Annotated in this window: 8 protein-coding genes; 4 read left to right on the top strand and 4 right to left on the bottom strand. The window is 63.4% G+C overall.

The genetic code is table 11. From position 1 onward, the window contains the following. Positions 1-245: 245 nt before the first annotated feature. Entirely contained in the window at positions 246-1,454 is a 1,209-nt protein-coding gene (locus ACIQCY_RS17865) for an IS110 family transposase (protein WP_274249651.1), read from the top strand. 121 nt (positions 1,455-1,575) lie between these two features. Here the strand turns inward: ACIQCY_RS17865 and ACIQCY_RS17870 are convergent, their stop codons facing one another. The 4 genes from ACIQCY_RS17870 to ACIQCY_RS17885 form a co-directional block, all read right to left on the bottom strand. Continuing rightward, positions 1,576-4,680 (bottom strand): glycoside hydrolase family 2 TIM barrel-domain containing protein, encoded by a 3,105-nt coding sequence (locus ACIQCY_RS17870; protein WP_274249644.1) that lies wholly within the window; start codon positions 4,678-4,680, stop codon positions 1,576-1,578. A gap of 160 nt (positions 4,681-4,840) precedes the next feature. Continuing rightward, positions 4,841-6,172 carry an ABC transporter substrate-binding protein gene (locus ACIQCY_RS17875; protein WP_192476474.1) on the bottom strand — a complete coding sequence of 444 codons (1,332 nt, stop codon included), beginning with the start codon at positions 6,170-6,172 and terminating at the stop codon, positions 4,841-4,843. A 76-nt stretch (positions 6,173-6,248) separates the two neighbouring features. Further along, complete coding sequence (locus ACIQCY_RS17880) at positions 6,249-7,082, bottom strand: carbohydrate ABC transporter permease (RefSeq protein ID WP_274249395.1); 834 nt, start codon at positions 7,080-7,082, stop codon at positions 6,249-6,251. A 65-nt stretch (positions 7,083-7,147) separates the two neighbouring features. Then, the gene (locus ACIQCY_RS17885) at positions 7,148-8,080 is read right to left on the bottom strand and encodes a carbohydrate ABC transporter permease (RefSeq protein ID WP_274249397.1); all 933 of its coding nucleotides are present in this window, start codon (positions 8,078-8,080) and stop codon (positions 7,148-7,150) included. A gap of 256 nt (positions 8,081-8,336) precedes the next feature. Here ACIQCY_RS17885 and ACIQCY_RS17890 point away from each other — a divergent pair, with 256 nt between their 5' ends. The 3 genes from ACIQCY_RS17890 to ACIQCY_RS17900 all read left to right on the top strand — a co-directional run bounded on the left by ACIQCY_RS17890 (position 8,337) and on the right by ACIQCY_RS17900 (position 11,908). Then, positions 8,337-8,954, top strand: coding sequence for a TetR/AcrR family transcriptional regulator (locus ACIQCY_RS17890; RefSeq protein WP_400485160.1), 618 nt, complete (start codon positions 8,337-8,339; stop codon positions 8,952-8,954). 199 nt (positions 8,955-9,153) lie between these two features. Beyond that, positions 9,154-10,470, top strand: coding sequence for an ISL3 family transposase (locus ACIQCY_RS17895; RefSeq protein WP_400485161.1), 1,317 nt, complete (start codon positions 9,154-9,156; stop codon positions 10,468-10,470). A 130-nt stretch (positions 10,471-10,600) separates the two neighbouring features. Beyond that, on the top strand, positions 10,601-11,908 hold the full coding sequence (locus ACIQCY_RS17900) for an ISL3 family transposase (protein ID WP_400485162.1): 1,308 nt from the start codon (positions 10,601-10,603) through the stop codon (positions 11,906-11,908). The last annotated feature ends 219 nt before the right edge of the window (positions 11,909-12,127 follow it).

Raw genomic sequence — 12,127 nt, forward strand, 5'->3', positions numbered from 1 at the left:
TGCTGCTGTCCTTATGTTGTTGAGCAGGTAGTTCGCAGGGCAGTTGTAGTGTCTTGGCTACCCAGGGGTGATGGGTATGGCTTTTGCTGCTGTGCCAGACAGCTGTTATGGCTTCGAAGGATTGGCCGCCTGTCACTTCCATGATGGCCCGACCGCTAATTGAGAGACGCGACACCAAGTGATCGCTGGATAAGGACACGACGGCGCGGTTATCTGTTGGGTTTCGCATCCGCCGATGAAGGGAGATCGTTTTGCCGCAATTGTGGGCCGGGATCGACGCCGGTAAAACCCATCACCACTGTGTCGTTATTGATTTTCAGGGAAACCGTGTGTTCTCCCAACGGGTAGCTAACGATGAGTCGGAGTTGCTTGAGCTGATTGGAGGCGTTGTGGGTCTCGGTGACGGGGGAGAGGTGGTCTGGGCCGTTGATCTAAACCACGGCGGAGCTGCTCTGCTGATTGCCTTGCTCGCGGCCCATGATCAGAACCTGCTCTATATCGCGGGGCGCACTGTGCATCATGCCTCCCGGACCTACCGCGGGGACGGCAAGACTGATGCGAAGGACGCCGCTGTCATCGCCGATCAGGCCCGCATGCGCCGGGATCTGCGACCGGTCCGCACTGGGGACGACATCAGCGTCGACCTGCGGATCCTCACGGCCCGCCGGACGGACAAGGCCTGTGACCGCACCCGCGCGATCAATCGGCTACGGGCCCAGATGCTGGAATTCTTCCCGGCCCTGGAGCAGGCCTTCGATTACAGCAGGTCAAAAGCTGCGCTGTTGCTGCTGACCAGGTATCAGACTCCTGACGCCTTGCGCCGGCTCGGGCAGAAGCGTTTGCACACCTGGCTCAGGAGCCAAGGTGCCCGCAGCAGCGCCGATGTGGCCGAAAGAGCCCTCATGGCAGCGAAATCCCAGTACACCACGGTGCCGGCTCAGCGTATTGGTGCACTGATAGTGGCGGACATAGCGCGGGAAGTGCTTGAGCTGCAGAACCAGATCGATGCCCTGGACACACAGATTGCGGAGCGCTTCCGGGAACACCACCAGGCGGAAATCATGCTGAGCATGCCCGGCTTCGGACCGCTGCTCAGTGCGGAGTTTCTGGGTGCTACGGGCGGGGATCTGACTGTCTTTGAAAGCGCGAACCGGCTCGCCGGTGTTGCTGGTCTGGCGCCGGTGCCTAAGGATTCGGGCAGAATTCGGGGCAATCACCACCGCCCCAGACGCTATGACCGCCGACTCCTGCGTGCCTGCTACATGGCGGCCATGTCCAGTCTCAGGAGTTCTACCGCGTCACGGACGTACTACGACCGCAAACGGGCCGAGGGTAAAACCCACACTCAGTCAGTGCTCTCCCTAGCCCGACGCCGGCTTAACGTTCTCTGGGCCATGCTCCGCGACGGAACTACTTATGAGCACCAGCGAGTAACAAGTGTCCGGGCAGCGTGACGCGCTGAAGGAAGGAGTCTCCCGTTTCCAATTTGAGTGACGGTTGCCTTTAAATGCTTTCGGGGACTTAGTCAGCCTTGCAGGACGATAGCAGTTGCGCCAAGGGTTTCTGCTCCGGATGCTATTCGGTGGCTGATATGAGCAGGGTCAGGCTGCGGGCTTCGGGGGCGAGAGCCGCTGTTGGCCATACGTCCGGTCCGCATGAGCGGGTGCCAAGTCCGTGCTGGGCTGCGTCAAGATACAGCCAGGAGTGGTCCGAGGCTGGCAACTCGTGCGGGTGCGGTGCGGTTGCGAGTTCCTGGGCTGTGTGTCGGGACAGTGTGAAACCGGGCAGGCGTCCCTGCGAATCCGGGAAAGCGTCGATCCGCAGCCATGGGTGAATTCCCGTGCGGAGATCGAGGGAGCGCAGGCCGCTGCGGTGACCTGTTTCTTGTGGGCGCCCGTATTTGACGGGGAGCTCGTCGATAGCCGCCTGGTACCGTCCCACCAAAGCCGCGTGGACGCTGTCCGGGTAGGATTCGTGCGGACCGAGACCGAACCAGGAGGCGCTGTCTACGGTGTCAGGCAGACCGAAACGAACTCCTGCGCGCGGCCAAACGCCGTCCCAGCCGCTGCTGGGAAGGAGATCGATGCGCAGCCATAGGTCCTGTCCGTCGAGTTGCCACGTCTCATCGACTGTGACGTAACGGGCGTGGTCCGCGGCCGCGTAGCGGGTGCGGACGCGCACGGCGCCCCGCTTGGTTCCAACTGATTCAACCCTTCCGTGCATGCGGTTCAGCCCGGCCGAGTGCCAGCGTTCTGCAGATGACGGGCCCGGTCGGCCGTTACCTGGGATGCCGTGGGCATCGGGCGCCCAGGGATCCGAGTCGATGTAGCTGCCGACGAGACGGCCGCGGTCGTTGTCGGTGGGGGCGCGGAAGAGCTCCAGGCGTGGGCCGTCTACTGCCAGGCCTGCCAGCGTGACGAGGCGGCCGTCGTCGAACACGGCCGGGCCGACCTTGAGTCGGTTGGTGCCAGCGGCGGGGGCAAACGGGCCTCTGATTGGTCGCGGGCCGGCCGGTGCGGATCGTTCAGCGAGCTGCAGTTGTGCGGCGGCGATCTCATGTCCCGCTTCCGCCCACGCCGTGTTGTTAGCGAGAACGGCTTCGACGGTTAGCCATGCCTCTCCCCGGCAGCCTTGCCCCGTAGTGGGCAGCGCGAGCACTGTTTCCTCGCCGGCTTCGAGTGGTCCGCCGTGCTGGCCGAGGATCGAAAGATCGCCGGAGGCGACCGTCTCACCGTTATCCTCCAGCCGCCAACGAAAGGTCAGGTCTGCGGTGCTCGCAGTATGGCGGAGATTCCGCACGCGTAGGAGAGGCTTGCTTCCAGCGTCCTTTCCTCCCGACGATTCGAAGGAGATCCGTATGGGGGCGATGACGGCCTTGAACTCGTAGAGGCCAGGGGTCGGTGTGGAGTCGGAGAGTACGAGGCCGTCGAGGACGAAGTTTCCATCATGGATTTCCTCCCCGAAGTCGCCGCCGTATGCGAAGTACTCGGTCCCGTCGGAGGCGCGGGTGCGGAGTCCATGGTCGCGCCATTCCCATACGAACCCGCCGTGTAGCCGCGGGTATCGGTCGACAAGCGACTCGTAGAGTGAGAGGTTACCGGGGCCGTTGCCCATCGCGTGGGCGTACTCACACAGGATGAACGGCTTGGTACGCTGCCGGGCGGACTCGGCGGGCGAACAGCCGAGCAGAGGACTGGTGTCGCCGTCACGGCCGATTGTCTCCGTTTCAGGCACTGTGGAGTACATGCGCGAGTAAACGTCTGTGTAGGCGCCCGTGTAGTCGCTTTCGTAGTGGACGGGCCTGCCCGTGTCCCGGGCATGTATCCACGCGGACATCGCAGCGAGGTTCGCGCCCGTACCGGATTCATTACCAAGGGACCACATGATGATGGACGGGTGGTTTTTATCTCTCTCCACCGTCCGCTCAATGCGGTCGAGGTAAGCATCATTCCAGGCAGGATCGTCGCTTGGGTTACCGAACCAGTTGTGCCGCTCGAACCCGTGCGTCTCAATGTCACATTCGAGGATTACCCAAAAGCCCAGCTCGTCCGCGAGTTCGAGCAGTCGCGAGTGGGGCGGATAGTGACTTGTGCGGATGGCGTTCACATTAAAGCGCTTCATGAGTAAAAGATCTTCGCGGGCGAAGTCTTCGTCGAATACGCGTCCTTGTTCGGGGTGGGTCTCGTGCCGGTTTACGCCGTGGAAGGTCACTGTACGGCCGTTGACCAGGAACTGGTCGCCAACGATCTCGACGGTTCGGAACCCTATCCTCAGCTCGACTGTCTCCGTGGTGCTGGCGACAGTCGCGTCGTAGAGTCGCGGTACTTCGGCGGACCAGGCTTGGACGCTGCCCACCTCAAGCGGCGCGACATCCGCCGGTTTGGTCCACTCGACGTCGATCCCGAGCTCTGGGATTGCAAGCCGGATGGGGAATGACGACGCCGGTGCGCTCACCTCTGGATCGAGCGTCCCGATTCCGTCGTCGTATCCGTTGCGGAGCCAGACGTCCTCAATTCCACCAGCCGGGCGTGCCTGAAGTGTCACGGAGCGAAAGATGCCAGGGAGCCACCATTGGTCCTGATCCTCGACGTAGCTTGAAGCGGACCACTGATGGACGCGGACGGCGATCGTGTTGCTTCCGCCCCGAATAGCTGATGTGACGTCAAATTCTTGGGCCAGGCGGCTGCCTGCCCCCCAGCCGATCTCTTCGCCGTTGACCCATACCTTATAGCGGGATTCGACGCCTTCGAAGCGCAACACGGTGCGTTCAGCTTTGATCCACTCCTCCGGAATCTCGAAGGTGCGGCGGTAGTCCCCGGTCGGGTTCCCGTCAGGGACGAACGGCGGGTCGCATGGGAAGGGGAACTGGACATTCGTGTAGATCGGGCGGCCGTACGCACCGTCGCCTTCAAGCACCCAGTGCGATGGAACGGGCAACGTGTCCCACGTAGCGTCGTCGTACTCTTCTGTGGCCATACCTTCGGGTGCCTCGCCCTGGGGGAGGAAGCCCCGACCGCCGGGCGTGCCGGGCACGCCGGGGAGGAGGCGGAAGCGCCACTCACCGTCGAGCGTCAGTGACGGAGCGTCGCTGCGCAGCCAGGACCGTGCAGGGAGGCGGCTTCCCCCTCCGGGCGCGGTATCGGTGATGTAAGCGGCAACTTCAGAACGGCGAGGGATCACTTTGACGGCTCCTTCAGTGAGGCCTCCACGCCCTACAAGGATGGAGGATGATTGTGGTTGCGACGGCTGGAACGATCGACAAAAATGCCCGGCCTTGAAGGGGCCCACTCAATCAACCGTGTCAGGCCGATTGAGTGGGCAGACTGGTTTCTGGGACCCGTTACTTGACTACAGGAATCGACTGCGCCTTCAGCGACTCAATGGTTTGCTGTTCAGCGCGCTGGAGGGCCTCCATGAGGGTTGATTCACCTGCGATGGCTTCGCCGAAGCCGTCGGAAACGTCTGTATAGGTTTGGGTCATCGTTGGTCCCCAGGTAAATTCAGGGTCCACGTTCTGCGTAGCCTCGGCAAAGACGTCGTAGACGACCTGTCCGCCGAAGAAGTCGGACTTACCGCTGAATGCTTCGAGGTCTGCGCCGGCGGTAGCAGCCGGGTAGAGCCCGCCGAGTTCGTTCGCGAGAGCCAGCGCTTCGGGATCGGTATTTAACCAGAGAGCAAACTGTGAGGCCTCGTAGGGGTGGTCGGAGCCCTTCAGGACTGCTGTAGTGGAGCCTCCCCAGTTGCTGGCAGCGCTCTGGCCCTCTTCCCACTGCGGCATCGGGGCAACTGCCCACTTGCCGGCGCTGTCCGGGGCAGCGCTCTGCAGGTGCCTGGTACCCCAGACCGCTGATACCCAGGTCCACTGCTCGCCCTGGCTGATCGAGGCGTTCCACTCATCGGAAAAGGAGGGCACTGTGGAGACAAGGTCGTCCTCCAGCAGTCCCTGCCAGTACTCGGCCACCTGCATGGACTCCTCACCGGTCAGGTTGACCTCCCAGCCGTCGTCCTCACTGCTGAACCACTGGCCGCCTGCCTGCCAGACGAGGCCGGCGAACCAATTCACGTCCGCGCGCTGGAAGTTGTGGATGTAACCGCCTTCCCCGCGGATCTGATCGGCGGCGGCCGCGTACTCTTCCCAGGTGGTTGGAACCTCTATCCCTGCCTGCTCGAAAAGGTCAGCGCGGTAGAACATCGCCATGGGACCGCTGTCCTGCGGGACCGCGTAGACGGCATCTTCTTCGCCGAAGGTCACCTGGCTCCAGGTCCAGTCGATGAACTGGTCACTCGCTTCGGCGATGCCTTCGCAAGCAGCAATGTTCTCGAGCCCGTCCTGGACGCGGAAGTTAGGGAGGGCATCGTATTCGATCTGACCCAGGTCAGGTGCGTTACCGGCCTGCAGTTGGTTGAAAAAGTTCCGGTACGTGCCGGCATTCCCATTGGGACCGGTCTGAACAGTGACCTGGATGTCCGGGTTTTCCTCGTTCCACAGCTCCACTACCTGGTCCATGCCCGGAACCCATGCGGTGTAGGTGAGCTCTACAGGCCCGTTGGAGGGCTCGCACGCCGCTGCTCCTGGCGCTCCGGAGCTGTCGCCTCCACCGGAGCAGCCCGCGAGGGCCAGGGCGGAGACCATGACGACGGCGGCGGTGGTCTTTCCGTGATGCATACGCATTCTGTTTTTCCTTCGTGTATGGATGAGGCCGGCAGGCGTGTGCCTTCCGGCGGTTCTTACGGTCTTGCAGTCTGGGTTACTTGACGCTTCCGGCGCTGAGTCCGCTGCTCCAGAAGCGCTGCAGGCCGAGGAAAGCGATGATGAGCGGGACGATGGAGACGAACGCGCCGATGATCACGTAGGTGCGCAATTCAGGGATCTGGCTGATCTGGCTGTTCCAGGCGTAGAGGCCGAGCGTGACGGGGAACAGCGCCTGGTCGCGCAGCATGATCAGCGGCAGGAAGAAGTTGTTCCAGATGGCGACGAACTGGAACAGGAAGATCGTCACGAGGGCAGGCGCCATGAGCCGGGTGGACACCGTAAAGAAGGTCCGCAGCTCGCCGGCCCCGTCCAGGCGCGCGGCTTCGAGGAGTTCATCCGGGACGCTGGCTGCGGCATAGATCCGCGCGAGGTAGACGCCGAAGGGGCTGACGAGGCTGGGCAGGAACACCGCCCAGTAGGTATTGGTAAGGTTCACCTCGCTGAAAATCAGGAACAGCGGCAGGGCCAGCGCGGTTGCGGGCACCAACACGCCGCTGAGGACCACGTTGAAGATGATTTCCCGGCCCTTGAATTCGTACTTCGCCAGCGCATAGCCGCACATGGCCGCAATGATGGTGCCGAGCAGCGCACCTGCTCCGGCGTAGAGGGCGCTGTTGGCCAACCATTTGATAAATAGCCCGTCCTGATACTGGAAGAGCTCGATGAGGTTGGCGAAGAACGTCGAGATGGAGTTAGGTGTGAACCAGAGCGGTGCCGTCCCTGTGATTTCGCCGCCGGCCTTCGTAGACGTGACGAGCAGCCACCAGATGGGCGTCAGGAAGTAGAGGGTGAATACGCCCATGATGAGCATCGCCGCGGCGCGCGACATGACACTCTCCCGGGGTCCGCGGGAATGTATTTTCTCCGCGGTGGACAAGGGAACGGTTGGCGTGCTCATTGGGATACCTTCCGCTGGGTGGCTTTCAGGAAGACAAAGGAGAGGACGAAGGTGGCCAGTGCCAGGACGACGGAGAATGCAGCGGCCAGGTTGTAGTTGGGCACAGACGCGGTGGTGTAAACGGCGAGGTTCGGTGTGTAGGTGCTGCTGATCGCGGAGCTGAAGCTGCGCAGCGTCTGCGGTTCGGCGAGAAGCTGCAGCGTGCCGATGATGGAGAACACACCCGTGAGAATGATCGCCGGCGTCACCAGCGGAATCTTGATTCGCCAGGCAATCTGCGCGTTCGAGGCGCCGTCGAGCCGTGCCGCCTCATAGATTTCCGTGGGGATCGCCAACAGCGACGCGTAGATGATGAGCATGTTGTAGCCCACGTACACCCAGGTGACGATGTTCGCGATCGACCACAACACCAGCGAACCGCCCAGGAAGTTGACCTCCGAGGTCACCACCCCGAAAGGAGAGAGTGAGGGCGAGTAAAGGAACCCCCACATGATGGCGGCGATGACGCCCGGCACCGCGTACGGCGCGAAAAATGCTAGCCGGAAGAACTTCTTCCCCCTGAGCAGCGGCGAATCGAGCAGCAGCGCGAACAGCAGCGCCAGGCCGAGCATGACCGGCACCTGCACCACGCCGAAGAGCAGCACCCTGCCCACGGACGCCCAGAAGGCCTGGTCCTGGAAGACGAGTACGTACTGGCTGAACCCGCCGAAGATCTGCTGCGGCGGGCCGAACGTTCCCTCACGCTCAACCGTCAGGAGCGACTGGATGATCGCGAAGATAATGGGCGCTGCGTAGAAGAGGAGAAAGAGCACGGCGAAGGGTGCAACGAAGACGGCCACCGCCTTGCGTGTGCTGCGTCCCTTATGCGCCGTATGCGGCGACCGCCCCGCCTTGAGCAGCGGGGTATGGGCCTGATTCGGGGTAGCCATCAGGAGGCCTCCTTGCCTGTTAGATCGGTGCCTATAGCTCCGACGGTGCCTGTGGGAATGGCGACGACGTCGGCAACTTCGGTTCGAGCACCAGCTCCGTCTCGGGGTGCCGAGTCATAGGTGGTACGCGTTCTCGCCTCATCGTTTCGTCGGGGAACCGTGAAGGCGGTGTCGAGCGCTCAGGATGTCGATATGACGAGAGTAACATGAAAAGCGAGTAACTACTCTATATTCACGTCAACCTAAACTTGACTCCATGCATATCAAGTCCACCGCCCGTGGAGGCACACGCGGACCTTACGCGAAAACAGCCGCGCGTCGCCGTGAAATACTCGAGGCTGCAGTCGCCGTTTTCGGGTCGAAAGGCTATAGCGCCGGGAGCATCCAAGAGGTCGCAGACCGGGCTGGAATCGCCCAGACGACACTCCTGCATCATTTTCCAACCAAGGCTCAGCTTCTTGTGGCTGTCCTTGAATACCGCGACGAAGTCAGCCCTAACACGCCGGGAACGCGCGAGCATTTCACCGAGGTCGTCGTCCAGCAAGCCGAGAACAACGAAGGCGTCCCCCATCTGATCGAGCTCTACTCGGTGCTGTGCGGAGAGGCGACCACTCAGGACCACCCCGCGCGGGAATACTTCGTCAAGCGCTTCCAACGGCTCAGAGGGGAGTACAGCAACGAACTGCGTTATCTGGCCAGCACCGGACGGCTGCGACCCGGCATCGACCCGGACATCGCCGGACCAACAATCGTTGCCCTCTGGGACGGCATTCAAACGCAGTGGCTTCTCAGCCCAGGCAACGTGAACGTCCCGCAAACACTCAAGGCCTATCTTGATCTGATCCTCATCAACCCAGAAAAGTCCTCGGCCTAACAACCCATGCTCGACAGCAACGGGCCGTGAGGAAACCTACTCGGCGTTCAATACCGGGAAACCATAATGGCTCATCCCAATCCAGGGTGTAGTCCGCGGCCAGCCGGTGCGAGGAGCGGGCGGCGCGTCGGTACCCGGATAGAGGTCGAGGCCTCCCGAGGATGGAAGTTCTCACACAGCCATCCAGGAAGACCTCGACGTGCTTGACGCTACCTTCGCGACCCCTGACCTGACGACGTTCTGCCGCCTTGACGAGCTCGGTCTCGTGGTCGTCGGCCAGCACCTGCAACCGGACCGTGCGGTGCTCGCCTGCCGCGTGGAGGAGGACGACGCGGCGCGCTGGTGCCGTCGTTGCGGATGCGAAGGCAGCCCGCGGGACAGCGTGACCCGACGGTTGGCGCACGAGCTGTTGGGCTGGCGCCCCACGACGCTATTGATCACGATCCGCCGCTACAGGTGCACCGGCTGCGGCCACGTCTGGCGCCAAGACACCAGCCGCGCCGCTGAACCGCGCACCAAGCTGTCCCGGACCGCGCTGCGCTGGGCCCTGGTTGGGCTGGTCTGCCAGCACCTCACCGTCGCCCGCCTCGCCGAGGCACTTGCAGTGTCCTGGGACACCGCCAACGACGCCGTCCTCGCCGAAGGCCAGCGGGTCCTCATCGACATACCCGACCGCTTTGACGGCGTCGCTGTCATTGGCGTCGATGAGCACGTCTGGCGACATACCCGCCGCGGCGACAAGTTCGTGACCGTCGTCATCGACCTCACGCCCGTGCGCGACAGGACGGGCCCGTCGCGGCTGCTGGCCATGGTCGAGGGCCGCTCCAAGCAGGCGTTCAAGACCTGGCTCGCCGAGCGTCCGAAGGCCTGGCGCGACGGCCTGGAGGTAGTCGCCATGGACGGGTTCACCGGCTTCAAGACAGCCACCACCGAAGAGCTGCCCGAGGCCGTGGCGGTGATGGATCCGTTCCACGTGGTCCGTCTCGCGGGCGACGCGCTGGACCGTTGCCGGCGTCGGGTCCAGCAGGACCTGCATGGTCACCGCGGCCGCAAGGACGACCCGCTCTACCGGGCCCGCCGGACCCTGCACACCGGCCACGACCTGCTCACCGACCGGCAGCGCCAGCGGCTCACGGCGCTGTTCGGAGTCGAGGACCACGTCCAGGTCGAGGCCACCTGGGGCATCTACCAGCGCATGATCGGCGCCTACCGAGAGCCCGACCGCAGCCGCGGCAAGCAGCTCATGACCAAGCTGATCGAGTCCGTCACCGCCGGCGTCCCGACCCCTCTCATCGAGCTCCGCACGCTCGGGCGAACGTTGACGAAGCGGGCCGAGGACGTGCTGGCCTACTTCGACCGCCCCGGCACCAGCAACGGCCCGACCGAGGCCATGAACGGACGCCTCGAGCATCTCCGCGGCTCGGCTCTGGGCTTCCGCAACCTGACCAACTACATCGCCAGGAACCTGCTCGAGACCGGCGGGTTCAGACCCCGACTACACCCTGGATTGGGATGAGCCACCATGGCTCTTCACGAATGAGGGTGTAGCGGTCGGCGTTCGGCGCGCGTCGGTGAAGGGGTAGGGGCCGAGGTCTCCCGGAAGATGGAAGTTCTCACACTGACCATCCCGGCCGAAAGACCTCGACATGCCCCACCCTACGTTCGCGACCCCTGATTTGACGACGTTCTGCCGCCTCGACGAGCTTGGCCTGGTGGCCGTCGGACAGCATCATGACCGGAAGCGGGCGGTGCTGGAATGTCGTGTCCTCGAGCCGGATACGTGGTGCAGCGGGTGCGGCGCGGAAGGAGTGCCCAGGGACACCGTCGTGCGGGAACTCGCGCACGAGCCGTTCGGTCACCGGCCCACGACCCTGCTGGTGCGGGTGCGTCGGTACCAGTGCTCGGAATGCCGGCGGGTATGGCGGCAGGACACGGCGAAAGCGGCGCAACCACGGGCGAAGATCTCGCGTGGCGGGTTGGAGTGGGCGCTGAAAGGCGTTGTGGTCGACCACCTGACCGTGACCCGAGTCGCGGCCGGGCTCGGAGTGTCCTGGAGCGCCGCGAACGATGCTGTTCTCGCGGAAGGCAAGCGCCGACTGATCGATGACCCAACCAGATTCCAGGGGGTCACCGCGATCGGCGTAGATGAGCATGTCTGGCGGCATACCCGGCCCGGTGACAAATACGTGACCGTGATCATTGATCTGACTCCGATCCGCGACAAGACAGGCCCGGCGCGGCTGCTGGACATGGTCGAGGGCCGCTCCAAAGCCGTGTTCAAGGACTGGCTTCAAGGCCGGCCGCAGGCATGGCGGGACGGAGTGGAGGTCGTCGCGATGGACGGGTTCACCGGGTTCAAAACCGCGACCTCCGAGGAGCTCCCGGACGCGGTGCCGGTCATGGACCCGTTCCACGTTGTCCGGCTTGCCGGGGACGGGCTGGATAGGTGCCGGCAACGCGTCCAACAGGCCACGCGCGGGCATCGCGGTCGCTCCGGTGACCCTCTCTACCGGGCCCGACGGACCCTGCATACCGGCGCGGACCTGCTGACGGAGAAGCAGCAAGACCGACTCAACACGGTGTTCGTGGTCGAGGAGCACGTCGAGGTCGAAGCGACCTGGGGCATCTATCAGCGGATCGTCGCCGCCTACCGTGAGCCGAACAAGACCCGAGGGAAGCAGATGATGCAGGCCGTGATCGGCTCGGTCACCAGCGGCGTTCCCGCAGCACTCATCGAGATCCGCCGACTCGGCCGGACTTTGAAGCAGCGTGCAGCTGACGTGCTCGCGTTCTTCGACCGGCCTGGCACCAGCAATGGCCCTACGGAGGCGATCAATGGGCGCCTCGAGCACCTCCGCGGCTCAGCCCTGGGATTCCGGAACCTCACCCACTACATTGCCCGCAGCCTGCTCGAATCAGGCGGCTTCAGACCCCAACTACACCCGCATTCGTGAAGAGCCTGAAAAGGCTTGTAGAGGGTGCTTCGTGCTTCGCATGCGACTGCACCAATACCCGCCTCGCCTCCTCTACTCGAGACAGCAGGCGAGTTGCGAATCGGAAACGCAACCCTATTCCGGCTCGGCACAGGTAGCCGCTCACGTCAGCTGCCCCGGGAGAAAAAGTGCAGGGATGGGAGCCCGGACTGTTGACAACATCATTGAGACTCCTTCGGA

This window comes from Arthrobacter sp. NPDC092385 (assembly GCF_044755105.1).
Classification (GTDB): domain Bacteria; phylum Actinomycetota; class Actinomycetes; order Actinomycetales; family Micrococcaceae; genus Arthrobacter_D.